Source organism: Mycobacterium sp. P2_H7 (assembly GCF_056403275.1).
Window position 1 is genome coordinate 146520 of sequence record NZ_JBFUFU010000014.1, and the last position, 25882, is coordinate 172401.

20 protein-coding genes and 1 pseudogene are annotated in these 25882 nt (G+C 66.6%); 8 read left to right on the forward strand and 13 right to left on the reverse strand.

Features of this window, described 5'->3' with window-relative positions; all coding sequences use genetic code 11:
* The first annotated feature begins 16 nt into the window (after positions 1 to 16).
* Together yhjD and AC1DY7_RS22150 are read left to right on the forward strand one after the other, a co-directional pair.
* Positions 17 to 1039 carry an inner membrane protein YhjD gene (yhjD, locus tag AC1DY7_RS22145; protein ID WP_477495868.1) on the forward strand — a complete coding sequence of 341 codons (1023 nt, stop codon included), beginning with the start codon at positions 17 to 19 and terminating at the stop codon, positions 1037 to 1039.
* Complete coding sequence (locus AC1DY7_RS22150; RefSeq protein ID WP_477495869.1) at positions 1039 to 1863, forward strand: nitronate monooxygenase; 825 nt, start codon at positions 1039 to 1041, stop codon at positions 1861 to 1863. The genes yhjD and AC1DY7_RS22150 overlap by 1 nt, the downstream gene beginning before the upstream one ends.
* Here AC1DY7_RS22150 and AC1DY7_RS22155 read toward each other — a convergent pair.
* The 4 genes from AC1DY7_RS22155 to AC1DY7_RS22170 all read right to left on the reverse strand — a co-directional run bounded on the left by AC1DY7_RS22155 (position 1854) and on the right by AC1DY7_RS22170 (position 6192).
* Positions 1854 to 3086: a D-alanyl-D-alanine carboxypeptidase family protein gene (locus AC1DY7_RS22155; protein WP_477495870.1), complete on the reverse strand. Its 1233-nt coding sequence runs from the start codon at positions 3084 to 3086 to the stop codon at positions 1854 to 1856. The two genes, AC1DY7_RS22150 and AC1DY7_RS22155, sit on opposite strands and share 10 nt — an antisense overlap.
* 68 nt (positions 3087 to 3154) lie before the next feature.
* Positions 3155 to 4210, reverse strand: a complete 1056-nt coding sequence (locus AC1DY7_RS22160) for an SMP-30/gluconolactonase/LRE family protein (RefSeq protein ID WP_477495871.1) — start codon at positions 4208 to 4210, stop codon at positions 3155 to 3157.
* 69 nt (positions 4211 to 4279) lie between these two features.
* On the reverse strand, positions 4280 to 5665 hold the full coding sequence (locus tag AC1DY7_RS22165) for an aspartate aminotransferase family protein (protein ID WP_477495872.1): 1386 nt from the start codon (positions 5663 to 5665) through the stop codon (positions 4280 to 4282).
* A complete protein-coding gene (locus AC1DY7_RS22170) occupies positions 5662 to 6192 on the reverse strand; it encodes an Lrp/AsnC family transcriptional regulator (protein WP_477495873.1) in 531 nt (176 codons plus the stop codon). The genes AC1DY7_RS22165 and AC1DY7_RS22170 overlap by 4 nt, the downstream gene beginning before the upstream one ends.
* 106 nt (positions 6193 to 6298) lie before the next feature.
* Between AC1DY7_RS22170 and AC1DY7_RS22175 the strand changes: the two genes are divergently transcribed.
* Entirely contained in the window at positions 6299 to 7792 is a 1494-nt protein-coding gene (locus AC1DY7_RS22175; protein WP_477495874.1) for a gamma-aminobutyraldehyde dehydrogenase, read from the forward strand.
* A gap of 18 nt (positions 7793 to 7810) precedes the next feature.
* Here AC1DY7_RS22175 and AC1DY7_RS22180 read toward each other — a convergent pair whose 3' ends face one another.
* On the reverse strand, positions 7811 to 9109 hold the full coding sequence (locus AC1DY7_RS22180) for an NAD-dependent succinate-semialdehyde dehydrogenase (RefSeq protein WP_477495875.1): 1299 nt from the start codon (positions 9107 to 9109) through the stop codon (positions 7811 to 7813).
* A gap of 203 nt (positions 9110 to 9312) precedes the next feature.
* Between AC1DY7_RS22180 and AC1DY7_RS22185 the strand changes: the two genes are divergently transcribed.
* The gene (locus AC1DY7_RS22185; RefSeq protein WP_477495876.1) at positions 9313 to 10206 is read left to right on the forward strand and encodes a sigma-70 family RNA polymerase sigma factor; all 894 of its coding nucleotides are present in this window, start codon (positions 9313 to 9315) and stop codon (positions 10204 to 10206) included.
* A gap of 5 nt (positions 10207 to 10211) precedes the next feature.
* On the opposite strand, the pseudogene AC1DY7_RS22190 reads toward AC1DY7_RS22185, so the two are convergent.
* The 6 genes and pseudogenes from AC1DY7_RS22190 to sdhC form a co-directional block, all read right to left on the reverse strand.
* A pseudogene (locus tag AC1DY7_RS22190) lies at positions 10212 to 10892 on the reverse strand (carboxymuconolactone decarboxylase family protein); the annotation flags it as partial.
* Positions 10817 to 11428, reverse strand: a complete 612-nt coding sequence (locus tag AC1DY7_RS22195) for a helix-turn-helix domain-containing protein (protein ID WP_477495877.1) — start codon at positions 11426 to 11428, stop codon at positions 10817 to 10819. The pseudogene AC1DY7_RS22190 and the gene AC1DY7_RS22195, both read right to left, overlap by 76 nt.
* 101 nt (positions 11429 to 11529) lie before the next feature.
* Positions 11530 to 12309, reverse strand: a complete 780-nt coding sequence (locus AC1DY7_RS22200; RefSeq protein ID WP_477495878.1) for a succinate dehydrogenase iron-sulfur subunit — start codon at positions 12307 to 12309, stop codon at positions 11530 to 11532.
* On the reverse strand, positions 12309 to 14063 hold the full coding sequence (sdhA, locus tag AC1DY7_RS22205; RefSeq protein WP_477495879.1) for a succinate dehydrogenase flavoprotein subunit: 1755 nt from the start codon (positions 14061 to 14063) through the stop codon (positions 12309 to 12311). The genes AC1DY7_RS22200 and sdhA overlap by 1 nt, the downstream gene beginning before the upstream one ends.
* A gap of 27 nt (positions 14064 to 14090) precedes the next feature.
* Complete coding sequence (locus tag AC1DY7_RS22210; protein WP_477495880.1) at positions 14091 to 14573, reverse strand: succinate dehydrogenase hydrophobic membrane anchor subunit; 483 nt, start codon at positions 14571 to 14573, stop codon at positions 14091 to 14093.
* Positions 14570 to 14995: a succinate dehydrogenase, cytochrome b556 subunit gene (sdhC, locus tag AC1DY7_RS22215; RefSeq protein WP_477495881.1), complete on the reverse strand. Its 426-nt coding sequence runs from the start codon at positions 14993 to 14995 to the stop codon at positions 14570 to 14572. Before sdhC ends, AC1DY7_RS22210 begins: the two co-directional genes overlap by 4 nt.
* Before the next feature lie 232 nt (positions 14996 to 15227).
* Between sdhC and AC1DY7_RS22220 the strand changes: the two genes are divergently transcribed.
* The 3 genes from AC1DY7_RS22220 (at position 15228) to AC1DY7_RS22230 (ending at position 18126) form a co-directional block, all read left to right on the forward strand.
* Positions 15228 to 15626 (forward strand): cytidine deaminase, encoded by a 399-nt coding sequence (locus AC1DY7_RS22220; protein ID WP_477495882.1) that lies wholly within the window; start codon positions 15228 to 15230, stop codon positions 15624 to 15626.
* Positions 15627 to 15696: 70 nt separating this feature from the next.
* Positions 15697 to 16971 carry a thymidine phosphorylase gene (locus AC1DY7_RS22225; protein WP_477495883.1) on the forward strand — a complete coding sequence of 425 codons (1275 nt, stop codon included), beginning with the start codon at positions 15697 to 15699 and terminating at the stop codon, positions 16969 to 16971.
* A gap of 66 nt (positions 16972 to 17037) precedes the next feature.
* Positions 17038 to 18126, forward strand: a complete 1089-nt coding sequence (locus tag AC1DY7_RS22230; protein ID WP_477495884.1) for an adenosine deaminase — start codon at positions 17038 to 17040, stop codon at positions 18124 to 18126.
* 61 nt (positions 18127 to 18187) lie between these two features.
* On the opposite strand, the gene AC1DY7_RS22235 is transcribed toward AC1DY7_RS22230, so the two are convergent.
* Complete coding sequence (locus tag AC1DY7_RS22235; RefSeq protein WP_477495885.1) at positions 18188 to 24421, reverse strand: Ig-like domain-containing protein; 6234 nt, start codon at positions 24419 to 24421, stop codon at positions 18188 to 18190.
* A 94-nt stretch (positions 24422 to 24515) separates the two neighbouring features.
* Here AC1DY7_RS22235 and AC1DY7_RS22240 point away from each other — a divergent pair, with 94 nt between their 5' ends.
* Positions 24516 to 24758 (forward strand): hypothetical protein, encoded by a 243-nt coding sequence (locus AC1DY7_RS22240; RefSeq protein ID WP_477495886.1) that lies wholly within the window; start codon positions 24516 to 24518, stop codon positions 24756 to 24758.
* A 275-nt stretch (positions 24759 to 25033) separates the two neighbouring features.
* Here AC1DY7_RS22240 and AC1DY7_RS22245 read toward each other — a convergent pair whose 3' ends face one another.
* Positions 25034 to 25867 carry an alpha/beta fold hydrolase gene (locus AC1DY7_RS22245; protein ID WP_477495887.1) on the reverse strand — a complete coding sequence of 278 codons (834 nt, stop codon included), beginning with the start codon at positions 25865 to 25867 and terminating at the stop codon, positions 25034 to 25036.
* Positions 25868 to 25882 lie beyond the last annotated feature (15 nt).

The window sequence follows — 25882 nt, forward strand, 5'->3', positions numbered from 1 at the left end:
CCGGGGAGAAGACTCGATGGCGGAGCCGGACGACAAACCGGGTGTACTGGAGCGACTGCGCGTGAAGTTCGCGTGGTTCGACCGTGTGATGCGCGCCCAGGAGCGCTACAACGATCGCAAGGGCGACTTCTACGCCGCGGGTATCACGTATTTCACGGTGTTCGCGCTGTTTCCGCTGCTGATGGTCGGGTTCGCTGCCGGCGGCTTCGTGCTGGCCAACCGGCCGCAGCTGATGGAAGATGTCGAACAGCGGATCAAGGAAACCGTGACCGGCGACTTCGGCACGCAGCTGGTGCAATTGATGGACTCCGCGATCTCCTCCCGCGGAACCGTCGGAGTCATCGGACTCGCCACCGCCGCGTGGGCGGGCCTGGGCTGGATGTCCAACCTGCGCGAGGCACTCAGCCAGATGTGGGAGCAGCGCGCCGAACCGGACGGCTTCGTCCGCACCAAACTGTCGGACCTGGTGGCATTGCTATCGGTGTTCGTGGCGATGGTGCTCACCATCGGCCTCACCGCGCTGGCCAACGAGTCGGTGATGACGCGCGTGCTGAATTGGCTCGGCTTGCATGACGTTCCGGGGCTGACCGTGGTGCTGCCGGTGGTCTCATGGCTGCTCTCCGCGCTGGTGACCTGGCTGCTGTTTACCTGGATGATCGCCCGGCTGCCGCGCGAACCGGTTGCCTTCGGTAGCTCCGTGCAAGGCGGATTGTTGGCGGCGGTCGGGTTCGAGCTTTTCAAGCAGGTCGGCTCCATCTATCTGGGCTCGGTGATGCATGGCCCGGCGGGCGCCACCTTCGGTCCTGTTCTCGGCCTGATGGTGTTCGCCTACGTGACTGCCCGCCTGGTGCTGTTCGCCACCGCATGGGCGGCCACGTCCGTCGAGAGCATGATGCTGACGCCGGTCGAGCCACCCGGGCCGGTGGCCATTGCCCCCCGGGTACAGGTGCGCGAGGGGGTCGGCGTGTCCGGTGCCGCGGCCGCGTTCGCGGCGGGAGCGATTGGAGCACTGGGCGTTTGGCGGCTGTTTCGGCGTTGATGAGCGCATCTGCCGACTGGACCGGTCAGGTCGGTATCCGGGTACCGATCGTCAATGCGCCGATGGGTGGTGTGGCCGGCGGGCGGCTGGCCGCGGCGGTGTCGCGGGCCGGTGGGCTGGGCATGATCGGGATGGGCAGTGCTGCCACCCCAGACGCGCTGCGCCGGGAGCTGGCCGAATTGGGCGGCTGGGACGGTCCGTTCGGTATCGGGCTGGTGCACTGGGTGATGTCCGATCGGCCGGAGCTCTTCGAGATCGCGGTCGCGGCGCGCCCGACGCTGCTGTCGGTGAGTTTCGGCGACGACTGGTCGTGGGTGGCCGACGCCCACGCGACCGGTGTCCGCGTCTGTACCCAGGTGGCGCACCCGACGGCGGCGCGGCGTGCGGCGGCCGCGGGGGTGGACGTACTGGTGGCCCGTGGGGCCGAGGGCGGAGGCCACGGCGAACCGATCCTGGAATTGCGGATGCTCCTCCCAGAAGTCCTTGCGGCCGTGGAAGTTCCGGTGCTGGCGGCCGGTGGCATCGGCTCGGCGCCGGCGGTGGCCGCAGCACTCGGGGCCGGGGCCGCGGGGGTGTGGGTGGGCACCGCGTTCACGGTGTGCCACGAGGCGCTGACGCCGCGGCCTGCCCGGGCCGAGTTGCTGGCCGGCACCGAGACCGAACTGACCCGCGAATTCGATCTCGCCGCCGGATATCGTTGGCCGGCAACCATTCCCGAGCGTGTGCTGCGCGGCTCGGCGGTCAACGCCGGTCGAGGAATCGGTGAGGTGCGGGCGGAACTCGGTGCGGCAGAGGTGGTGTCCCGGCTGACGGCTCAGCTCTGAGGGCGGCGATTCATCGACCTGGCGACCATGATCAGTGCGAACACGATGATCCCGCCGACCAGGCCCACCCCGACCCGCACCGGTACGGCGTCGGCGGGCGCCAGGGCGGTGGCCGCCACGGCGGTCGCATCCGGAGTGTCCGATTTGGCCTTGGGTAGCAACGAGGGATCGGGTTCGATCAGCTTGCCGACCTTGGTGCCCGGTGCGGTGGCGAAGCCGTAGTCCAGCAGATGCGCGGCCTGCTCCCACGGCGCGATCGGTTCGCGGGTGCCGCGCAGCAGCACCGCGACCAGGCGCCGCCCGTCCCGGTTGGCTGCGCCGACGAAGGTCTGCCCGGCGTCGTCGGTGTACCCGGTCTTGCCACCGAGCGCGCCGGGGTAGTTGTAGAGCAGTTTGACGTCGTTCTCCAGGTCGTAGCCGGGATGGTCGTTGTCCTCGCCGGGGCGGGCCGGGTACCCGGGGAACGGGTACTTCTCGGTGCCGACGACGCGGGTGAAGGTGTCGTTCTGGAACGCGTAGCGGTAGAACAGCGCGATGTCGTACGCCGACGTGCTCATGCCCGGACCGTCCAGCCCGGACGGGGTGGCGGCGCGGGTGTCCCGGCCGCCCAGCTTGTTGGCCAGCGTGTTGATCTTCTGCAGCGCCGTATCCATGCCTCCGACCTGAACCGCCAGCGCGTGCGCGGCGTCATTGCCGGAGTGCATCAGCAGACCGTGCAGCAGGTCGTTGACGGTGTAACGGCCGCCCTCGTCGACGCCGACGCGGGTGCCCTCGGCGGCGGCGTCGTCCGAGGTGCCGACGACCTGACGGTTCAGCGGCAGTTCGTTGATCGCCTGCATGGCGATCAGCACCTTGATGATGCTGGCGGGGCGGTGCCGGCCGTGCGGGTCCTTGGTGGCGATGATGTCGCCGGTGTCCAGGTCGGCCACCACCCAGGCCTCGGCGGAGACGTCATTGGGCAGCGGTGGGGTGTCCGGCGCGACGACGACCCCACAGTTGCCCATGGCGTCACCACCCAACGGGGTGGCCGGCACCGGCAGCGGTGCCGGCGGGTCGCCCGCCTTGGGGACCTCGGAGGAGTCGACCGCGGGCGGGGTGCTCACCTTGAAGGGGCACGGGTCGGGCGGACCTGGCTCGGCGTGGGCCAGAGCCGGTCCTGCAGCCAGGAAAAGCGCCGCAGCCAGGGCTGCAGCGCGGTGGAGCGTGGTCTTCGTGGTCGCCATCGTGTGGCCAGATTAGGTGACGAGGGCGCCGATGGCGGGGAAGCGCGCTGTGACTGGTGGGGTTTGCGTTACTCGGGTAGGGCGCAGTGCGCAAGCGCGTTCGAGCCGATGGTGCTCAGCCAGAGGCGGCCGTCGCGCTCGACCAGTCCGGTGACCTGACCGAACCGCGGGTCGGTTCCACGCAGGCCTGCGACCGCTGCGCCGGAGTCCGGGTCGAAGGCCACCGCCCACACCTCCGACGGCAGCTTGGGCTGCAGCGCCTCGGGCAGTCGCCACACCAGTTGGCGAAGCGCCGGGGCGCGCGGCGCCAGCCACTCGGCCGACGCGTTGACCGGGCAGACCAGTGCCACCCAGATCCGGCCGTCACTGCCGGTGGAGATATTGTCCGGCATCCCGGGCAGGTGCTGGGCAAGCGCGGTGACCGTGCCGGCCTGCGGACCGGTCAGCCAGTATTTCGACAGCCTGCGGCCCTGCGTCTCGGCGAACACCAGCGCGGAGCCGTCGGTGGTCAGGGTGAGGCCGTTGGCGAAGTACAGCCCTGAGACCAAAGTGGTGACGGTGCCGCCGGGGTCCAGCCGGTACAGGCCGCCGGTGCCGCGGGCGTCCAGGACGGCAGCCTTGAACCACTCGTAGTGGTAGTCGCTGGTCGACTCGGTGAAATAGATTGTGCCGTCGTCTGTTTCGGTGACGTTGGAGCAGAATTTCAGGGTGTGGCCGGCGGCCGTACTGGTCAGCGTGGTCAGCTCGCCGTTGGCGGGGTCCAGCGCCAGCAGCCCACGGTGACTGTCGCAGATCAGCAGCCGGCCGTCGCGGGCGACGTGCAGTCCGAGCGGGCGGCCGCCGGTGTCGGCGACGACCGTCGGTTCCGGCGGGCTGGGGGTACCTCCCGCTTGCGGGGGAGAGCGCAGCGACCGGGGGATCAGGTCCGGGGCAAGGCGCACGATCCGGCCGTCGTCCAGCCCGGTCCACAGGGCACCGGCCGCGTCGACGACGACATCCTCGGGCGCGTGCCCGGGAACGGGCACGATGGTGAGCTCGGGAAGCGGGAATTCGGGCAGCGGATCGACCGGCGGCGGCTGCCAGCGGACGGGGTGGATCGCGGGTTTGGCTGATGCGGCAGGCACGGGATCGACGCTAGTCCGGAGATGACAACGGCCGGGCGGTTTCCCGCCCGGCCGCTGAACGTCGATGACCTACAGCAGGCGCCCGGCCTCGCTGAGCACCCCGTGCAGGATGTCGTAGATCGCGTCGAACTCCTTCTGCCCACTAATCAGCGGGGGAGCCAACTGCACCACTGGGTCGCCACGGTCGTCGGCGCGGCAGTACAGACCGGCCTCCCACAGCGCGGGCGTGAGGAAGCCGCGCAGCAACCGCTCGGACTCTTCGTCGTTGAACGTCTCCTTGGTGGCCTTGTCTTTGACGAGTTCGATGCCGTAGAAGAAACCCTCACCGCGGACGTCGCCGACGATGGGCAGGTCGTAGAGCTTCTCCAGGGTGGCCTTGAACACCGGCGCCTGCTCCTTGACGTGGGCGTTGATGCCCTCGCGTTCGAAGATGTCGAGGTTGGCCAGCGCCACGGCGGACGAGACCGCGTGCCCACCGAAGGTGTAGCCGTGCCCGAACACCGTCTTGCCGTCGTTGAACGGCTCGAACAGCCGATCGCTGGCGATCATCGCGCCCAGCGGTGAGTAGCCCGACGTCAAACCCTTTGCGCTGGTGATGATGTCAGGAACGTAGCCGAAGTCGTCGCAGGCGAACATCGAACCGATGCGGCCGTAGGCGCAGATCACCTCGTCGGACACCAGCAGCACGTCGTATTCGTCGCAGATCTCGCGGACCCGCTCGAAATATCCGGGCGGCGGCGGGAAGCAGCCGCCGGCGTTCTGCACCGGCTCCAGGAAGACCGCGCACACCGTGTCCGGGCCTTCGAACTCGATGGCCTCGGCGATGCGGTCGGCGCAGTACCGTCCGAACGCCTTCTCGTCGTGCGCGTACGCCTCCGGCGCGCGGTAGAAGTTGGTGTTCGGCGCGCGGAAACCGCCCGGCGTGAGCGGTTCGAACGGAGCCTTGAACGCGGGGATGCCGGTGATGGCCAGCGCGCCCTGCGGGGTGCCGTGGTAGGCGATCGAACGCGAAACCACCTTGTGCTTACCGGGTTTACCGGTCAGCTTGAAGTACTGCTTGGCCAGTTTCCAGGCGCTCTCCACCGCTTCACCACCACCGGTGGTGAAGAAGACCCGGTTGAGGTCACCCGGCGCGTAATTGGCCAGCCGCTCGGCCAGCTCGATCGCCACCGGGGTGGCGTAGGACCACAGCGGGAAGAAGGCCAGCTGCTCGGCCTGGCGCGCCGCTGCTGCGGCGAGTTCCTCACGACCGTGGCCGACCTGGACGACGAACAGGCCCGACAGTCCGTCGATATAACTCTTGCCCTGGTCGTCGTAGATGGTGACGCCCTCGCCGCGGGTGATGATCGGCGGGGTGATGTCGGCGCCGTGGCGGGCGAAATGCCCCCACAGGTGCCGTTTGGCCTTGGCGGCCAGATCGGTTGAGAGTGATTGTGCTACATCAGTTGTTGTCATCGCGTGCCCCAGTTGTATTGCTGTTTGACGAGTTTGAGATAAACGAGAGTCTCGGTCGATATCACCCCTGGTACGGCACGGATTTTGGTGTTGAGTAGGTCGAGCAGGTCGGCGTCGTCCTCACACACGACCTCGACGATTGCGTCGAACGTGCCCGCGGTGAGCACCACATAGTCGACAGATTCGATGGCAGAAAGCTTTTCGGCGACCTTGGTGGTGTCTCCGGTGCAGCGGATGCCGATCATCGCCTGGCGTGCGAAGCCCAGCTGCATGGGGTCGGTGACGGCGACGATCTGCATGACACCCGCGTCGACCATGCGCTGGACGCGCTGCCGCACCGCCGCTTCGGACAGGCCCACGGCCTTACCGATGCCCGCGTACGACCTACGCCCGTCCTGCTGCAGCTTTTCGATGATCGACTTCGACAGTTCGTCGAGTTGGAACGCCGCACCGGGCCGGGAGTGGTTGATTCGCAGGGAGACGGCGGAGCCGCCGGGCTGTGAATCTGGGTTCGACATGACCTTCATTGTGCACGGAATCCGTAGTTTGAAGCAACCATTTCCATGAAATCGCGCGTTTTACGTGTCTTCAACCGGTGGAATGCGCAGCAGACCTCGGGTAGCGTGGTCCTTCGTGACCATCACTGAAGCCCCTGTTGTCGCTGGTAGCTGGATCAACGGCCGGGCGGTGAAGACGGGGGGTCAGCCGTTCGCGGTGGTCAGTCCGGCCACCGGGGACGTGGTGTCGACATACGCGCTGGCCACTCCTGCCGACGTGGACGCCGCCGTCGCCGCCGCCCGCGCCGCACAGCCCGGCTGGGCCAAGGCCGCGCCTGTCGAGCGGGCCGGCGTGCTGGCCAAGCTCGCCGAACTGATGGAGGCCAACGCCGCGACGTTCATCGCCGAAGAAGTGGCCCAGTGCGGTAAGCCGGTGCGTCTGGCCACCGAGTTCGACGTTCCGGGCAGTGTCGACAATGTGGCGTTCTTCGCCGGTGCGGCACGGCATTTGGAGGGCAAGGCGAGCGCCGAGTACTCGGCCGATCACACCTCGAGCATCCGCCGGGAGGCCGTGGGAGTCGTCGCCACCATCACGCCGTGGAACTATCCGCTGCAGATGGCGGTGTGGAAAGTCATCCCCGCACTGGCCGCGGGCTGCGCCGTCGTCATCAAGCCGGCCGAGATCACCCCGCTGACCACCCTCACGCTCGCCCGCATCGCCACCGAGGCCGGTCTGCCCGCCGGTGTGCTCAACGTCGTCACCGGCTCGGGTGCCGACGTCGGAACCGCACTGGCCGGGCACCGCGACGTCGACGTGGTGACGTTCACCGGGTCCACCGCAGTGGGCCGCAAGGTGATGGCGGCCGCGGCCCTGCACGGGCACCGCACCCAGCTGGAACTCGGCGGGAAGGCGCCCTTCGTCGTGTTCGACGACGCGGACCTCGACGCGGCGATCCAGGGTGCGGTCGCCGGGTCGCTGATCAACACCGGACAGGACTGCACGGCGGCCACCCGCGCGATCGTGGCGCGCGATCTCTACGACGACTTCGTCGCCGGGGTCGGCGAGGTGATGAGCAAGATCGTCGTCGGCGACCCGCACGACCCCGACACCGATCTGGGTCCGCTGATCACCGCCGCACACCGTTCGAAGGTCGCTGCGATGGTGTCGCGGGCGCCCGGTGAGGGTGGTCGCGTCGTCACCGGCGGTGTCATCCCCGATCTGCCGGGCTCGTTCTACCGGCCCACGCTGATCGCCGACGTCGCTGAGTCGTCGGAAGTCTGGCGCGACGAGATCTTCGGGCCGGTGCTGGCGGTGCGGTCCTTCACCGATGACGATGACGCGCTGCGTCAGGCCAATGACACCGACTACGGATTGGCGGCCTCGGCGTGGACGCGGGACGTGTACCGCGCGCAGCGGGCGTCCCGGGAGATCAAGGCCGGCTGCGTGTGGATCAACGACCACATCCCGATCATCTCGGAGATGCCGCACGGTGGTGTCGGTGCGTCGGGGTTCGGCAAGGACATGAGTGCCTACTCCTTCGAGGAGTACCTCACCATCAAGCACGTGATGAGCGACATCACCGGTGCCGCCGAGAAGGACTGGCACCGAACCATCTTCACCAAGCGCTAAGGCGCGATTTGTGGAGTCTCAGCCGTAATCATCACGGCCGAGACAGCCGGACCGCTTCACGCCACCGAACGGCAGCTCCACGCCTTCTGCGCCAACGGCATTGACGAACACCATGCCGGCCTCGATCTTGTCGGCGACGCGCTTGGCCTGCTCATCGTCGGTGGTGTAGACGTAGGAGCCCAGACCGAACGGGGTGTCGTTGGCCAGCTCGACGGCCGCTTGCTCGTCGGCCACCTTGTAGACCGATGCGACGGGACCGAACAGTTCCTCGCGATAATCCACCGGCAGCCCGGTCAGCACACCCGGCGGGAAGAACGCGCCGTTGCGCTGGCCTTCGCTGACCAGCTGCGCGCCCGCTTCGACGGCCTGCTGCACTTGGCCCTCGAGCCGTTCGGCCGCGGCGACCGACGACAGCGGAGCAAGCCCGTCGGCCTTCGCGAGCACCTTCTCGGTGAACTTGGTCAGGAAGTCGTCGTAGACGGCGTCGGCGACGATGATGCGCTTGGCGGCGTTGCAGGCCTGGCCGGTGTTCTCGAAGCGGCCGTCGATCGCCGCGTCCACGGTGGCGTCGAGGTCGTCAGAACTGAGAACGATGAACGGATCCGAACCGCCCAGCTCGAGCACGACCTTCTTGAGGTTGCGGCCCGCGATCTCGGCGACGGCGGCACCGGCGCGCTCCGAGCCGGTCAGCGAAACCCCTTGCACGCGTGGGTCGGCGATGGCATCGGCGATCTGCTCATTGGTGGCGTAGACGTTGACGTACGCGCCTTCGGGGTAGCCGGCGTCGAGGAAGATCTGCTGGAGCGCCGCAGCCGACTCCGGGCACTGCGGTGCGTGCTTCAGCACGATCGTGTTGCCCAGCGTCAGGTTCGGGCCGGCGAACCGCGCCACCTGGTAGTAGGGGTAGTTCCACGGCATGATGCCGAGCAGCACGCCCACCGAGCTGCGCCGGATGAGTGCCGAGCCGTCGCCCTCCAACAGGGTGATGGGCTCGTCGGCGAGGAACTTCTCGGCGTTGTCCGCGTAGTACTGATAGATCGCGGCGCTGAACTCGACCTCGCCCACCGACTGGTCCATCGGCTTGCCCATCTCGCGCTGGATGATGCGCGCCAGTTCGTCCTTGCGCTCCTCGTGCAGCTCGGCCACCCGCCGGATCAGCGCGGCCCGTTCGGCGACGGTGCTGGCGCGCGACCACTCGCGGTGTGCCTTCGCGGCCGACGCCACGGCCGCCTCGATCTGGGCGTCGGTGGCGGTGGGGTATTCCTTCACCAACTTGCCGGTCGAGGGATCGACGACCGCGTACTGCGTCGTGCTCATCTTCACTCACTCCTTTTGTCGGGAACTCCATACTGCCCGAAGTCGGGAAGGGCTGGTTTCCCTTTGTCACTTGGTTGTCCGCACCGATTGCTCAAATTTCAGGACCGAAGAATACGGTTTCAGTGGTTGAGGTGCTTGTCAACAACGAAATGAGTTTCCGTCTCGGCTGAGGCGCAGCCGGCTGCCGACTACAGTCGACATCCGTGACCACCGCGCAGCGGGCCGACGAATTCGAGGCGTTGCGACCGCACCTGCTGGCCGTCGCCTACCGGCTGACCGGTACCTATGCCGACGCCGAGGACATCGTCCAGGACTCGTGGCTGCGCTGGCACAACGCCGGTACCGACATCGCCGATCTGCGGGCCTGGCTGACCACGGTGGTGAGCAGGCTGGGGCTGGACCGCCTGCGTTCGGCCGCGCACCGGCGTGAGACCTATGTCGGGGAATGGTTGCCCGAGCCGGTGGTCACCGGGTTCGGCGCCGCCGATCCGTTGTCCGCGGTGGTGGCGGCCGACGACGCCCGGTTCGCCGCGATGGTCGTCCTGGAGCAACTGACTCCGGATCAACGGGTCGCCTTCGTGCTGCACGACGGGTTCGCGGTCCCGTTCGGTGAGATCGCCGACGTCCTGGGTGTCGAGCCCGCGGCGGCCCGGCAGTTGGCGTCGCGTGCCCGCCGTGCGGTGGCGTCCGCGCCGGCGCCGGACTCGTCGCACGACGAGACGGTCGGCAACCTGATGGCGGCCATGGCCTCCGGCGACATGGCGGCCGTGGTCGCGCTGCTGCATCCCGACGTCACCTTCACCGGCGACTCGAATCGGCGCGCTCCCACCGCGGCGCGGGTCATCGTGGGGCCGGACAAAGTCGCGCGGTTCCTCTTCGGCTTGGCCAAACGCTATGGGCCGAACTGGCTTTCGGCGACGCAGCTGGCGCTGATCAACGGTGACCTCGGCAGCTACACGCCCGGGCTGCCCGCGGCCGACGGATATCCCGAGCTGCTGCCACGCGTCACGGTGATGACGGTGCGCGATGGATTGGTCTGCGCGGTATGGGATATCGCCAATCCGGACAAGTTCACGGCGTCGCCGTTGCGCGCCTGACGCTCAGCCCACGGCACCCGGCACGCGTCGCCCGAATTGAAGCCCTGCTCGGTGATGCCCAGCGCCGAATACATGCGAGCCCGCATGTTCTCCACGCCGATCTGATAGGTCAGCTCGATCACGCCCGCATCGCCGAACCGGGCGCGCAGGTCGGCCACCTGCTCGTCGGTGACGGTATGCGGATCGGTGGTCATGGCGTCGGCGTAGGCGATGGCGGCCCGCTCGTCGTCGTTGAACGCCGGCGAGGCCGCGTAGTCGTCGATGGCCTTGAGGCGGTCCACGTCCAAGTTGTCCAGTCGCATGAGCATGGAACCGAAGTCCACACACCACGAGCAGCCGACGGTGCGCGCGGTCCAGAACACCGCCAGCTCACGGACGCTGGGCGGCAGCTTCTTGGACCCGCTCTGCAGCAGCATCTCGTGCATCGCATTGGCCACCAGCAGGCGCGGGTGATGGGCGGCCACGGTGAAGGGTTCGGGCACCTCGCCGAACTGCCGCTTGGCGTAGCGGTACATAAACCGGGTGAACAGGCCGGCTTGTTTCGGGGGCAGCGGAGCGATTCTCGTCGTCATATCAGTCAGACGAGACGGCCCACCGAAGTGTGACAGCCCTACGTGCGAGCCGAGGAGGTGGTGGCCAGCGGCGGAGCGATGGACCAGATCACTTCGCACTCGGTGGGGTCTGCGTTCTCCCAGGAGTGGGCGGACTGCGGCGAAAAGGTGTAGCAGTCGCCGGCACCCAGTACCAGCTCGAGATCATCGATCACCAGGCGCAGACTGCCCCGGATCACGACGGCGACGGTCGTGTCGGCATCGAGGGTGTAGGTACCGCCGGAACCGCCGCCGGGAGCCAGGATGGTCCGCATCACCTGGACGTGCTTCTCGGTCGCGGGGGTGAGCAGGTATTCGCGAATACCGCTGCCGCCCATCTGCATCGGGGCGCCCTGTCCACTGCGGACCATCGTCGAGTCGGGGAAGTCGAACAGCGAACCCACCGACACGCCGAGGATGTCGCAGATCCGCAACAGGTTCGGGACCGACACCGTGGTCTGGTCGCGTTCGACGAGGCTGAGGAAGCCCTTGGTCAGCCCCGCTTCTTTGGCGACGGCGTCCAGGGTGAGGCCGCGCTCGGTGCGGACCGCGCGCAGTTTGGGTCCGAGCCGGTGCATCTTGGAGTCGACGTCGGCGGCCCGCCTGTCCTGGGCGGATCGACTGTGTGGCATGAGGGAGTTTAGCCAGACTGCGGCCAAACGAACGTGAGCTTGTGAGCGAGACCCGATCGGGTTTTCGCGCACAAGCTCACGTTGGGCTGCAGAGAGAAGAACTACCGCGCGAACATCAAGGCGCGCTTGACCTCTTGGATCGCCTGAGTCACCTGGATGCCACGGGGGCAGGCGTCGGTGCAGTTGAAGGTGGTACGGCAGCGCCACACCCCGTCGACGTCGTTGAGGATGTCGAGACGCTCGGCGGCGGCCTCGTCGCGGCTGTCGAAGATGAACCGATGCGCGTTGACGATCGCCGCCGGCCCGAAGTACGAGCCTTCGTTCCAGAACACCGGGCAACTGGTGGTGCAGCAGGCGCACAGGATGCACTTGGTGGTGTCGTCGTAGCGGGCACGGTCGGTCTGGCTCTGGATGCGTTCCCGCGTCGGCTGATTGCCGGTGGTCACCAGGAACGGCTTCACCGCACGGAACGCGTCGAAGAACGGCTCCATGTCGACGACGAGATCCTTCTCGACCGGCAGGCCACGGATCGGCTCGATCGTGATGGTCAGTGGCTTGGATGCCTTCTTGGGTAGCAGATCCCGCATCAACACCTTGCACGCCAACCGGTTGACCCCGTTGATGCGCATGGCGTCCGAGCCGCACACGCCGTGGGCGCAGGATCGGCGGAAGGTCAGCGTGCCGTCCAGGTACCACTTGACGTAGTGCAGCAGGTTGAGCAGTCGATCGGACGGCAGGCAGGGGACTCGGAAGCTCTGGAAACCGGTGCCGTCGGGATCATCCGGGTTGAACCGGGCGATCTTCAGCGTCACCATCACAGCGCCTTCGGGCACGGGCGGCAGGTCGGGACCCGTGGTCTCGGGTTCAATGACGGCGGTCATCAGTACTTCCGTTCCATCGGCTCGTAACGGGTCTGCACCACCGGCTTGTAGTCCAGCCGGATGTCGGACAGCAGGTCGGTGCCTTCTTTGTAGGCCATGGTGTGCCGCATGTAGTTGGTGTCGTCACGGTTGGGGTAGTCCTCGCGAGCGTGGCCGCCGCGCGATTCCTTGCGGTTGAGCGCGCCCACCACGGTGACCTCGGCCAGCTCGAGCAGGAAGCCGAGCTCGATGGCCTCCAGCAGGTCGCTGTTGTAGCGCTTGCCCTTGTCCTGCACCGTGATTCGCGCGTAGCGCTCCTTGAGTGCATGGATGTCGGTCAGCGCCTGCTTCAGTGTCTCCTCGGTGCGGAACACGGCGGCGTTGTTGTCCATCGACTGCTGCAGGGCGACCCGGATGTCGGCGACCCGCTCGTTGCCGTGCTCGGACAGGATGTCCCCGACCCAGCCGACCACCATGTCGGCGGGGTTCTCCGGCATGTCGACGTGGCCGTGGTTGTTGGCGTACTCCGCGGCGGCGATGCCGGCGCGGCGACCGAACACGTTGATGTCCAGCAGCGAGTTGGTGCCCAGCCGGTTGGAGCCGTGAACCGACACGCATGCGCATTCGCCGGCGGCGTACAGACCCGGGACGACGGTGGTGTTGTTGCGCAGCACCTGGCCGTTGACGTTGGTCGGGATACCGCCCATGACGTAGTGGCAGGTCGGGTACACCGGCACCAGTTCGGTGACCGGATCCACGCCCAGGTAGGTGCGGGCGAACTCGGTGATGTCGGGGAGCTTGGCCTCCAGGACGTCGGCACCGAGGTGGCGGACGTCGATGTAGACGTAGTCCTTGTTCGGCCCGGCGCCGCGGCCTTCGAGCACCTCGAGCACCATCGACCGGGCGACGATGTCACGGGGGGCCAAGTCGACGATCGTAGGTGCGTAGCGCTCCATGAAGCGCTCGCCCTCGCCGTTGAGCAGTCGTCCGCCCTCGCCACGCACGGCTTCGGAGATCAGGATGCCCAGCCCCGCCAGACCGGTCGGGTGGAACTGGTGAAACTCCATGTCCTCCAGGGGAAGTCCCTTGCGGAAGATGATGCCGAGTCCATCGCCCGTCAACGTGTGCGCATTGGAGGTCGTCTTGTACATCCGGCCCGACCCGCCGGTGGCGAAGACGATCGCCTTGGCGTGGAAGATGTGGATGTCACCGGTGGCCAGCTCGTAGGCGACGACGCCGGTGGCGACGGGACCGCCGGGGGTCTCGGTGAGGGTGATGTCGAGTGCGTAGAACTCGTTGAAGAACTCGACGTCGTGCTTGACGCAGTTTTGGTACAGCGTCTGCAGGATCATGTGGCCGGTGCGGTCGGCGGCGTAGCAGGCGCGGCGCACCGGTGCCTTGCCGTGGTCGCGGGTGTGCCCGCCGAACCGGCGCTGGTCGATCCGGCCTTCGGGGGTGCGGTTGAACGGCATCCCCATCTTCTCAAGGTCATAGACCGCGTCGATGGCCTCTTTGCACATGATTTCGACGGCGTCCTGGTCGGCGAGGTAGTCGCCGCCCTTGACGGTGTCGAAGGTGTGCCACTCCCAGTTGTCGTCCTCGACGTTGGCCAGGGCTGCGCACATGCCGCCCTGGGCCGCGCCGGTGTGGCTGCGGGTCGGGTACAGCTTGGTCAGCACGGCGGTGCGGGCGCGGGGGCCGGCCTCGACGGCGGCACGCATACCGGCGCCGCCGGCACCGACGATCACGACGTCGTAGCGGTGTTCAACAATCATGTTCTCAGTGCTCCACGATGTAGAAGATCAGGCGATGTTCGCGTCGAACGTCAGCAGCACGTAGGTACCCAGCACCAGCGTGAAGAGAATCGACAGCGCCAGCAGGGTGTTCAGCCAGAATTTGGTGGAATCTTTGCGTGCGTAGTCGGAGATGATGGTGCGCATCCCGTTGCCGCCGTGCAGCTGGGCCAGCCACAGCAGCAGCAGGTCCCAGGTCTGCCAGAACGGCGAGGCCCAGCGCTGTGCCACGTAGTTGAAGTCGATCCGGTACACGCCGTTCTGCCACATCAGCATGACGAACAGGTGGCCCAGTGCCAGGAAGACCAGCACGATCCCCGAGAAGCGCATGAACAGCCAGGCGTACTTCTCGAAGTTGGGCATACCGCCCGGACGGCGCGGGGAGCGCGGATTGTCCAGACCGGCGGGCCGGTCGTAGTTGCGCTGCATGACCGGGGCCGGTCCGCCGCGCTCGCTCACGTGGTCGAACGGGTTCTCGGTGCTCGGGCTCATAGGAAACGCTCCGCCATGTGCATGCCGAGGACGCCCAGCGAGGGAATCATCACGGCCAACCAGATTCCGGCAATGACCCACAGCATCAGTCGCTGGTAGCGCGGACCGTGCTGCCAGAAGTCGATGAGGATGACGCGGATGCCGTTGAGCGCGTGGTAGAGCACCGCCGCGACCAGTCCGACCTCCATGAGACCGACGATCGGTGTCTTGTAGGTCTCGATGACTTCGTTGTAGGCCTCCGGGCTGACCCGCACCAGCGCGGTGTCGAGCACGTGGACGAACAAGAAGAAGAAAATGGTGGCACCCGTGATCCGGTGCAGTACCCAGGACCACATGCCTGGGTCGCCGCGGTACAGGGTGCGGCGACGTGCCGGTTTGGAACGCGGTGCCGGTGTATCGGAATCCGCAGCCGTCTGGGTCATATTCGCGGTCTCATTTCGGACATCTCCAACGCCATCGGTGGACGCCTGGGGACAAGGCTGTAATTCGTCCCCAAACCTCGGGGCGACTCTAAACCCAAATGGAGCCCACTTAGAACTAGCGTGGAGCCCGAAGTGGCCGTTCTACCACAAAGTTAGGGTTACCTACATCGGAATCCGCCCCTGAAAGCCGGGTCTTCGGAATGCATTCAGATCATGTTCAGCGGAGTGTGTCATGAGCGTGGAAATTGATTGGAAGCTGTTGCAGGACAATGCAATCGAAGCTTCAAAGAGCGCGTACGCACCGTATTCGGGATTCCCGGTCGGGGCTGCCGCGCTGGTCGACGACGGCAGAATCATCCGCGGTTGCAATGTGGAGAATGTCTCATATGGCCTGGGTCTCTGTGCGGAGTGCGCTGTGGTCTGCGTCCTGTTTTCTTCCGGTGGCGGACGGCTGGTCGCGCTCAGTTGCGTGGCCGCCGACGGAGCGGCGCTGATGCCGTGTGGACGGTGCCGCCAGGTGCTCCTCGAGCACGGTGGACCCGAGTTGCTGATCGACCATCCAGCCGGCCCGCGCCGACTCGCCGAACTGCTTCCGGATGCCTTCGGACCTGCGGATTTGGAGCGATCATGAGCCCGAAGCCGCGCGGGAGTGAGGATCGCAGCGAGGCACGAGCGAGGACCGGAGCGAGTGGGTGGCGAGCATGAGCTTTGATGCACCCTCGGTGATCCGGGCCAAGCGCGACGGCGGGATCCTCACCGACGAGGCCATCGACTGGGTGATCGACGGCTACACCCACGGCCGCGTCGCCGACGAACAGATGTCGGCACTGCTGATGGCGATCTTCTTGCGGGGCATGACACCCGGCGAGATCACCCGCTGGACCGCAGCCATGGTGGACTCGGGGGACCGCTTCGATTTCGCGGATCTGGGTCTGCCTCTGGTGGACAAACATTCGACGGGCGGGGTCGGGGACAAGATCACCATCCCACTGGTACCGGTGGTACTGGCTTGTGGCGCAGCGGTTCCGCAGGCGGCCGGCCGCGGACTCGGCCACACCGGAGGCACCCTCGACAAACTCGAGGCGATCGCGGGATTCACCCCGGAACTGTCCAAAGAGCGCATCCGGCAGCAGCTTTCCGACGTCGGTGCGGCGATCTTCGCAGCCGGCGACCTCGCCCCGGCCGATCGCAAGATCTATGCGTTGCGCGACGTCACGGCCACCACGGAATCCCTGCCGCTGATTGCCAGTTCGGTGATGAGCAAGAAGCTGGCCGAAGGGGCGCGTTCGCTGGTGCTCGACGTCAAGGCCGGTCGTGGTGCCTTCCTCAAGACCGAAGCCGAATCCCGCGAGCTCGCCGCGACGATGGTGGCACTCGGCAATTCCTACGGGGTGCCGACCCGTGCACTGCTCACCGACATGAACCGTCCGCTCGGTTACACCGTCGGCAACGCGGTGGAGGTCGCCGAGTCGCTGGAGGTCCTGGCCGGCGGCGGTCCGGCCGACGTGGTCGAGCTGACGCTCGCACTGGCTGTCGCGATGCTCGACGCTGCGGGAGTCGACGGGGTGGACCCGGCGCAGACGCTGCGCGACGGGACGGCGATGGACCGGTTCCGCCGCCTGATCGCGGCCCAAGGCGGTGACCTGAGCGTCCCGCTGCCCATCGGGGCGCACACCGAGACCGTCACCGCGTCGACGGGCGGTGTGATGGGTGACATCGACGCCATGGCCGTGGCGATGGCCGCCTGGCGGCTGGGGGCGGGCCGGACCGCACCGGGGCACCCGGTGCAGTTGGGCGCCGGGGTGCGTATCCACCGCCGCCCCGGCGAACCCGTCGCCGCCGGCGAGACGCTGTTCACGCTGTACACCGACACCCCGGAGCGGCTGCCCACGGCGCTGGGCGAACTCGACGGGGGCTGGATCGTCGGCGACACGGCGCCCGACCTCGGGCCGCTGATCATCGACCGCATCGATTAGTGGCGGTCCGGCGACGCGCTGGTGAACTGACCTGCCGGATGCCGCCGACGCGAGCAAGATGGACAGATGAGCACGCCGCTGACCCTCGAACTGATCAAGCAGGCACCCAAGGCGCTGTTGCACGACCATCTCGACGGCGGGCTACGCCCCGCCACGGTCCTGGAACTGGCCGGCCAATTCGGGTACGACGACCTGCCGGCCTCTGACGTCGACGAACTCGCGACGTTCTTCCGTACCGCCGCGCACAGCGGGTCGCTGGTGCGCTACCTGGAGCCGTTCGCCCATACCGTCGGTGTCATGCAGACGCCGGAGGCGCTGCACCGGGTGGCCTACGAGGCCGTCGAGGACCTCGCCGAGGACAACGTCGTCTACGCCGAGGTGCGCTTCGCGCCGGAGCTGCACATCGACCGTGGGCTGTCGCTGGACGCCGTGGTCGAGGCGGTGCTCGACGGATTCGCCGACGGCGAGAAGGCCGCCGCCAGCGCAGGCCGCACCATCGTGGTGCGATGCTTGGTCACCGCCATGCGGCACGCGGCCCGGTCCCGCGAGATCGCCGAGCTGGCGATCCGTTTCCGCGATCGGGGGGTGGTCGGCTTCGACATCGCCGGGGCCGAGGCCGGGTATCCGCCCAGCCGGCACCTGGACGCCTTCGAGTACATGCGAGGCAACAACGCGCGCTTCACCATTCACGCCGGCGAGGCGTTCGGCCTGCCGTCGATTCACGAGGCACTCGCCTTCTGCGGCGCGGACCGGCTGGGCCACGGGGTGCGCATCGTCGACGACATCACGGTGGGCGCCGACGGGAAGGCACAGCTGGGCAGTCAGGCAGCGATCCTGCGGGACAAGCGAATTCCGCTGGAACTGTGCCCCAGCTCCAACGTGCAGACCGGCGCGGTGAACAGCATCGCCGAGCATCCGTTCGACCTGTTGGCCCGCCTGCGGTTCCGGGTCACCGTGAACACCGACAACCGGTTGATGAGCGACACCACCATGAGCCAGGAGATGCTGCGGCTGGTCGAGGCATTCGGCTACGGCTGGAGCGACCTGGAGCGGTTCACCATCAACGCCATGAAGTCGTCGTTCCTGCCGTTCGATGAGCGGCTGGCGCTCATCGACGGGGTGATCAAACCGCGGTACGCGGTGCTGATTGGCTGACGGACTGTGAATTAGGTTGGCGTTGGGCGGATTACCGAAGTTTCCACACACCGCCGTGCGGCTACAGGTTGTATACCCGCATTCCGCTGGCTGTCGGCACCGCAGCGCGCAGCGTGTTCCCGGCGAAGTTCACCGATGCCGGACCGATACCTTCCAGCGTCTTGACGGTGGTCGCTCCGGTGGCGGTGTTGACGATGGTGATCTGCGTCGTGGTCACCTGAGTCGCCGAATTGTAGGTGGACGAAGTCACCACGGCCGCATTGCCATTGGAGCTCATGTGTGCATCGAGGATGTTTCCGAGCACCGCTTGAACCGTGACGCTGCCGGTCACGGTATTGATGACCGCCACTCGCGTGATCGTGGTGCCCGATACGGTGACTGTCCCCATCGTCACAATGCCCCCGAGGCCATCCGGACCGAAGCTGGCACTTGCACGTTGGGGTCCACCTCCCACACTGAACGGTGTGCCCAGGAGTGCGCCGGTGGTCAGATTGATGACGGCAACCTTGGTTGTGTAATTGGTGCTCGACCCGATATTGGAGCGAGTCGCGCTGATGATGGCGCGGCTGCCGTCGGGGGAGAAGTCCACGGCGTTGATCCATCCCGAGGTATTCGTCAGATCGAAGAGGTAGTTGTTGTTCAGCAGATTGCCATTGCTATCCAGCACGGCGACCCTATCCACGAGGGTAAAGGTGTTCGACGCATCGATGTTGGTGGACTCGGTGCGTACCAGGATGCGTGAGCCATCGGGACTGAACTCTGCGTCCCTGTAGAACTCGGGAACGCCGACGAAATGCGCACTGCTGCCGAGCAACGCCCCCGTGGTGGTGTTGATCACCGACACCCAGGTGCTTCCGACGAACTGACCGGACACATAGGTGCCGGTGTAGACGATCTGATAAGCACGGGTGCGGTCCGGGCTCACCACCACGCCGGTACCGAATGCGCGGCCGGCGATCGTCTGTCCACCCACGACCGCACCTGTCGCTGCGTTGAAAACTGTGATCTGGGTGGTCCACGACCCCGATGGATCGGTAGCCACCACTAATCGGCTGCCGTCCTGATTGAACTGGGGGACACCCAGATTGGTCCCCGACAGGGTCAACGGTGCGCTGGTGACCATATTGCCCGTAGTGGTGTTGAGGATCACGACGCGAGTGACAGCGTTGGGGTCGGGGCTGCTGACGGAGCTGTCTGCCGACATGGCCGCGCGGCTGCCGTCTGGGCTGAGGGCGATTCCCCGGAGGAAGCCGGTGATGGTCTGTGTCCCCAGGGTGGCGCCGGAGTCGGCGTTGAGTACGGTGATGGTCGACATGTACGGTGTCGTGCTGGTCGAATACTTCACGCTGCCGATGATGACGCGGGTTGCGCTCGCGTTGAACATCGCCGTTTGCCCGGCGGAATCATTCACGATTCCGCTGCTGAGCACCGCGCCCGTCGACATATCAATGACTTTCACCTGCGTGCGGTAACTTCCGTCAGGCCCATCGGTACGGCTTCCTGCGACGACGGCGCGGGCGCCCGAAGCGCTGAACGTGACGTCGGTTCCGTAACGGTAGCCGAATATATTGAATGTCGATGTGGTGACGCTATCGGTAATGAGCGCGTATTGGGTTTCGCTGGTGGAACTTTCGTACGCGTTGAGGTGGCCGGTCGCGACAACGCGGTTGCCGTCGGTGAATGTCACCGTCGGGCTGGACGCCATCGAAGCTGACCCTCCCGTGGTGACGGTGCCAGTCACGGTGTTGACGACCGTGACCCGGTAGTAGTTGGTTTGATTGGTGCCGTCGAAGGTGACAAGCGCAGCGCGGGAGCCGTCTTCGCTGTACGCGACGTTCAATATGGTGCTGCCTGGGATCGTCATCTGAGCACCGACCACTGAGCCGTCGTCGGTGTTCACCACAGTGAGCTGTGTGCCGTACCCGTTGGTGTTCGCGACGATCGCTCGCCGTCCGTTCGGGCTGAGTACCGTGCTCCGCGTGGATCCGGTCTGTGGGAGATCGGCGATCACGCCCGTCGGCATCACCTCAACCGTGACCACCTTGGTGACCTGACCGCCGTGGCCATCGCTGAATCGCAGCGTAAACGTGTCGTAGTCGGCCCCAGCGGTGGCGGCCGAGGCGTCCCGAGCTGCCGGCATAGCGGTATAGGTGAACGTGTTTCCGCCGCTGACGAAGTTCAACGATCCCTTCGTCGGCCCCACTGTGTATCCGAAGGTGACTGCGTCGCCGTCGGCGTCGAAAGCATTGACCACCCCATTGAGAACTCCGTTGGAGAAGTTCGTGGTCAGCGGGCTCGCTGTCGGATCGGTGTTCTTTGGGAGCACCGTGACCGTTACGTCTTTGGTGATGATGCCGCCGTGGCCGTCGTTGATGGTAACGGTGAAGGTGTCTTTGTCGGCGCCGGTGGTGGCGGCGTTGGTGGCCGAGGCGTTGTGCATCGCCGTGGCGGTGGGTTTGTAGCTGAACGTGCCGTTGGGGTTGACCGTGACACTGCCCATGGACGTGGTGGTGGTTCCGCTGTAGGTGAGAGCGTCGCTCTCGGGATCGGTCGCGCTGACTGTGCCCTGTACGATGCCATTGGATGAGTTTGGCTGTCCCGCAGTGAAAGTGGCATTGCTGGGAGAGGCATTGGGCGAAGCCGACACGGTGACCGAGACCTGTTTGGTGATGACGCCACCGTGTCCGTCGTTGATGGTGACGGTGAATGCATCTTGCTTGTCCGCGCTGGTGGCGGTGGTGGCCGATGCGATGTGTCGTGCCGTCACGGACGGTGCGTAGCTGAACGTGCCGTCGGCGTTGACGGTCACTGATCCTTTCGAAGTGGTGGCACTGCCGCTGTACGTGAGGGCGTCACCCTCCGCATCTTGCGCCGTCACGGTTCCAGAGATGGCGCCGCTGCTCGAGTTTGGTTGTCCCACCGTAAAGGTGGCGTTTGTGGGTGCCGCATTGGGCGACGCCAGGATGTTGACTTGGACATCCTTGGTGATCACACCGCCGTGTCCGTCGTTGATGGTGACGGTGAAGGTGTCTTGCTTGTCGGCGGCGGTGGCGTTGGTGGCCGAGACGTTGTGGCGGGCGGCGGTGGTGGGCGTGTAGGTGAAGGTGCCGTTGGAGTTGACGGTGACCGACCCCTTGGGGGTCATCCCGGTTCCGCTGTAGGTCAGGATGTCGTTATCGGCATCGGCGGCGGTGACAGTTCCCGTGATCACGCCGGATGAATTGGGTTGTCCTGCAGCGTAGGCCGCATTGGTGGGCTTCTCGTTTGCTGCCGATACAGTGACGCTGACATCTTTGGTGATCACACCGCCGTGTCCGTCGTTGATGGTGACGGTGAAGGTGTCCTGTTTGTCGGTGGTGGCGTTGGCGGCCGAGGCGTTGTGGCGGGCGGTGGTGCTGGGGGTGTAGGTGAAGGTGCCGTTGGCGTTGACCGTAACCGAGCCCTTGAGGGTCGCCCCGCTGCCAGAGTAGGTCAAGATGTCGTTATCGGGATCGGAAGCCGTCACGCTCCCGGTAACTACACCATTCGAACCAGGTTGGCCTGCAGTGTATCCGGCATTCGTCGGCGCGTTGTTGGCCGACGGGGTCACCGGTACGGACACCGACACCGCAACCGTGCCGCCGTATCCGTCGTCGGCGTTGACGGTGAAGGTGTCGTGGGTGTCCGCATCGGTTGCGCCGGTAGCGGCCGCGGCGTGGCGGGCGGCTTCGCCTGGGGTATAGGTGAAGGCGCCCTGGGCGGTGACGCTCACCGTACCCTTGGTGGTGGTCGCCGGCCCGGTGTAGGTGATGACGTCGCGTTCGGGGTCAATCACCGTGACCGTACCGCTCACGGCCCCGGTGGTGGTATTCACCTGGGTCACCGAGAAACCCCCATCGCCGGGGGCGACGTTGACATGCCCGAGCGGGGCGACAGGGACGGCGAGTTTGACGGTGGTCTTCTTGCCCGCGACGTCTTTGAGGGTGATGGTGAAGCTGTCGGACTTGGTCGTCGCCTTCGCGTTGGGAGCCGACGCGGCGGTGCGTGCGGCCGCGTTCGGCGTGTAGGTGAAGCTCCCGTCTGGCCCGATGGTCAACGTTCCCTTTTTGGAAGCGGTTGGGGTGTAAGTGAATACGCCAGGATCAGCAGTCGTGACAGCGCCGATGACCAGGCCGTTGTTGAGGTTGACGTGCGCCACCGTTGCGGCGATTTTGAGGGGACTGACCTTCACGTTGACCGTGATCGGCACGGGTGCACCGTGGTCGTCGCTGACGGTGACTGTGAAGGTGTCGGTCTTGTCGGTTGCGGGGGCGCCCGTTTTGGCCGCGGCGTGACGTGCGGCCAGGGTGGGGGTGTAGGTGTACTTGCCCTTGGCGTCGATGGTGACGGTGCCACCCTTGGCGCTGGTCCCGACGACCGAATACGCCAGCGCGTCCTTGTCCTTATCGGTCGCGGTGACTGCACCCTTGACCACACCCGTCGATGAATTCGGTTTGGGAGAACCGTATTTCGCCGTTGGCTGCTGATTGACGCCGAGGATGTCGACCGTGACGACCTGACTGACGAAGCCTCGGCGGCCATCGGAGACCGAGACGGTGAACGTGTCGGTCTTGTCGCTGCCGGAGGCGCCGATCTTTGCTGCGGCGTGCCGGGCGGCCACCGTCGGGGTGTAGGTGAAGATGCCGTCCGAGTTGATCGAAACGGACCCCTTGCCGGGTTTCGCTGGCACGTAGGTGAGCTTGTCGTTATCCGGGTCGGAGACGCCGATCGAGCCGGTGACGACACCGGCACCGGTGGTGGCGTTGACCGTGGGCGCACCCTTGACGGGAACGGCGTTGACCGGCACCAGGGACACGATCGCCAGATGCCCGGTGGCCCCACCGATGCCGTCGGGTTCATCGGTGACGTACATCTGCATGCCGTCAGGGGATAGCGCCAACTGCGGCACGAACGGGCGGCCCTGCGCGTAGGTCACCGTGGCGGCCGGCCCGTATCCGGCCGTCGCGTCGAAGAGCGCGAGCGTGCCGTCGGTGCGGGCCACGGCCAAAACGGTGCCGTCGGCGTTGTAGAGCGCGTCATAGGACACCGATCCGGCGTCGAAGTTGGCGACCTGCGTGTACTTCGAGGTCTCCAGCACACGAACGGTGCCGTCCGCGTGCAGGATTGCGACGCGGGAGTTATCCGGGCCGACGGCCACCGCGGTGGCGTGTTGCACGCCGGTCTCGATCACCTTGGCGCCGGTGATGCTCGACGAATACACCGTCACGCTGCCGTCCCCCGTGGCGGTGTTCTGGTTGACTACGTAGACCTTCTTGCCGTCGGCGCTGACGGTGATCGCGTACGGATTGGCTGCCACCTTGACGGAGCTCACCTTCAGGGTGGCCGTGGCGATCTTAGAGATGGTGCCGTCGGCATAGTTGGCGACGAACACTGACTTGCCGTCGCGGCTGATCGCCACGTCGCTGGGGTTGTGTCCCAACGAGATCGGGTTTCCGACCACTGTCAGCGTGGCGGTGTCGATCACCGACAGGGAGCCGAGCGCGCCGTTGACCCCGGAGTTCGCGACGTAGACACGTTTGCCGTCGATGCTGACGACCACGGCGATCGGTGCGGAGCCCACCGTGATGGGATTGCCGACGACGGTCCCGTCCAGGGTGTTGATCACGGTGACTGTGCCGGAGATGTAATTCGCCACGTAGGCACGGTCATTGGTGACAGCCAGCCCGTGCGGGTAGTCACCGGTGTCCACCGCTTTCAGGGTGGTCACGGGGACCGCCGCGATCGGAATTGCGACGGTGGCAACCTTGTTGTTGGCCTTCACCCCGTCGGAGACGGTGACCGTCATCGTCACGGTGTCGGGTCCGGCAGAGGAACCGGCCAGGACCCGTTGGGCGCCGATGGGTGTGTAGGTGAACGCGCCGGACTTCTTGTCCAACACGAGCGTTCCCTGTTCGGGTGCGGTGATCAGCGTGTAGGACAGTGCTTTGTTCTCCGGGTCGGCCGCCACGACCTGGCCGACGACCGCGCCGGTGGTCGGATTGGGCGTGCCGAACGTCGGGGCGCCGATCACCGGCGGCAGATTGGGCGCTGCCGCGGCGGCGACGGCTGTGGTCAGCGACTGGCCGGTTGACACCGTGGCCACGGCGTCCGGGCGCGCCGTCGACTCCGCACCGAGTTGCCGCCGCGCGACGGCGGCCACCGCCCACGCCAGCGGGGCGGCTACCGGACTGACCGGTGCACCCCCCAGCAAGGACGCCAGATTGTCCGGAGCCGCACCCATCGCGATGCCTACCGCGGCGTCTGCTGCGGCGGACACCTTTGCGACTGCGGGAGGTGCATCGCTCGGCGTACCGCTGAATACTGCTACTGCACGATTCTTTGCTGGTTGTGCGGGATCGGGATCGGTCGGCGTGCGGTCATGCGGGGTCGCCGCGGTACTCGCCTGCGGCGGTGTCGTGGACTTGTCGGCGGCGATCTTCTTCGCCGGTTTCGTGGTGCGGCGCTTCCTGGGTGCCGCGGGGGCGCTCGTCTCGCGCGCACCCAGTGCCCTGCCGGGATGCGATGCCGCCGAGCCCGGCGTGACCTCGGTGTCTACTCTCTGCGAAGGAGGGTTTGTCGCGGGTGCATCCGGCGTTGTCGGACTGGCCGGATGAGCAGAATCGCTCGGACCGTCAGCTGTCGGGCTCCCGGCGGCCGTCGACTCTGTGTCGGGATCAGCCAGCGCGACGCCCGGAGACACGGCGACGGCAGCCCCGATTCCCAAGGCGACGGCCAGTGCGCCCACCCGACCGACATATCGTCCGTAGCCCATCGGTCGCTCCCCTACTGCCAGCAAAGAAATTGACTCGCCTGACAATAGGCTGTGCTTCACCAGCCAGAGGGGAGTTGCCCAGTTATCCGCTGTTCGGCGGACATCCTTGCGGAGTGCTCACGCCGTCAGCGCTGCCTGAAGTGTGGTGGCGAACTCCCCGGGCACGCCCATGAATCCGCCGTGATCACCCGGGAAGATCGTCACGTCCTGATTCAGCAGGCGGGCCAGGGCGCGGGTGGTGGCGTCGGTGAGCAGGTGGCCCGACTCGGCGCCGAGCCCGACGACGATCCGCGTGCCTCCCGCGGTCAGCGCCGCCGCGTCCGGTACATAGCGCGTCGTCTCGCGCAGTTCGTGATCGAAGAAGCGGGCGGAGTCGGCGAGTTGCTTGGCGTGCTCCTCGGGTGTCGGTTCCGGTCCCGGCGGCGGACCGGCGTTCGGGTCGCTCAGGTCGAAGCCCGCATTCGCCATGAACGCCGTCCAGGCCGCTTCGGCACCGTCGCGGTGGAAGGTGGCGATGATCTCGTCGGTCGCTGCGCGTTGCCGTTCGGCGTCGGGCAGCAGTTCCAGCAGCGGCGGTTCGTGTGCGACCAGGGTGCCTACCCGTCCCGGGTGTCGGGCGACGAGCGCCAGCCCCGTCACCGCGCCGCCGCTGGAGCCGAAGACGTCGGCGGAATCGGCGCCCAGCGCGTCGAGGATGGCGGCCACATCATCGGCGCGCTGCTCGGGTGTGGCGTCCTGGTCCGGGTCGTCGATCGAGCTCTGACCCAGACCGCGGGGATCGTAGGTGACGACGGTGTGCGCACCGGCCATCGCATGCGCGAGCGGCAGGAATTCGGCCGCACCCATCGGCGAGCCCAGCACCAGCAGCAGCGGTCCGCTGCCGCGAACCTCGCAGTGCAGGCGGGCGCCGGAGATGTCGAGTGAGCGAGAGATACCCTCAGCGGAAGTCATGCCGGTACAGACCGG

Bases quoted from the DNA above. Each gene is read 5' to 3' on its own strand.
- AC1DY7_RS22245 (WP_477495887.1), bottom strand. From the start codon at position 25,867: ATGACTTCCGCTGAGGGTATCTCTCGCTCACTCGACATCTCCGGCGCC.
- AC1DY7_RS22150 (WP_477495869.1), top strand. From the start codon at position 1,039: ATGAGCGCATCTGCCGACTGGACCGGTCAGGTCGGTATCCGGGTACCG.
- AC1DY7_RS22210 (WP_477495880.1), bottom strand. From the start codon at position 14,573: ATGAGCCCGAGCACCGAGAACCCGTTCGACCACGTGAGCGAGCGCGGC.
- AC1DY7_RS22200 (WP_477495878.1), bottom strand. From the start codon at position 12,309: ATGACCGCCGTCATTGAACCCGAGACCACGGGTCCCGACCTGCCGCCC.
- sdhA (WP_477495879.1), bottom strand. From the start codon at position 14,063: ATGATTGTTGAACACCGCTACGACGTCGTGATCGTCGGTGCCGGCGGC.
- yhjD (WP_477495868.1), top strand. From the start codon at position 17: ATGGCGGAGCCGGACGACAAACCGGGTGTACTGGAGCGACTGCGCGTG.
- AC1DY7_RS22155 (WP_477495870.1), bottom strand. From the start codon at position 3,086: ATGGCGACCACGAAGACCACGCTCCACCGCGCTGCAGCCCTGGCTGCG.
- AC1DY7_RS22225 (WP_477495883.1), top strand. From the start codon at position 15,697: ATGAGCTTTGATGCACCCTCGGTGATCCGGGCCAAGCGCGACGGCGGG.
- sdhC (WP_477495881.1), bottom strand. From the start codon at position 14,995: ATGACCCAGACGGCTGCGGATTCCGATACACCGGCACCGCGTTCCAAA.
- AC1DY7_RS22170 (WP_477495873.1), bottom strand. From the start codon at position 6,192: ATGAAGGTCATGTCGAACCCAGATTCACAGCCCGGCGGCTCCGCCGTC.
- AC1DY7_RS22220 (WP_477495882.1), top strand. From the start codon at position 15,228: ATGAGCGTGGAAATTGATTGGAAGCTGTTGCAGGACAATGCAATCGAA.
- AC1DY7_RS22230 (WP_477495884.1), top strand. From the start codon at position 17,038: ATGAGCACGCCGCTGACCCTCGAACTGATCAAGCAGGCACCCAAGGCG.
- AC1DY7_RS22165 (WP_477495872.1), bottom strand. From the start codon at position 5,665: ATGACAACAACTGATGTAGCACAATCACTCTCAACCGATCTGGCCGCC.
- AC1DY7_RS22180 (WP_477495875.1), bottom strand. From the start codon at position 9,109: ATGAGCACGACGCAGTACGCGGTCGTCGATCCCTCGACCGGCAAGTTG.
- AC1DY7_RS22195 (WP_477495877.1), bottom strand. From the start codon at position 11,428: ATGCCACACAGTCGATCCGCCCAGGACAGGCGGGCCGCCGACGTCGAC.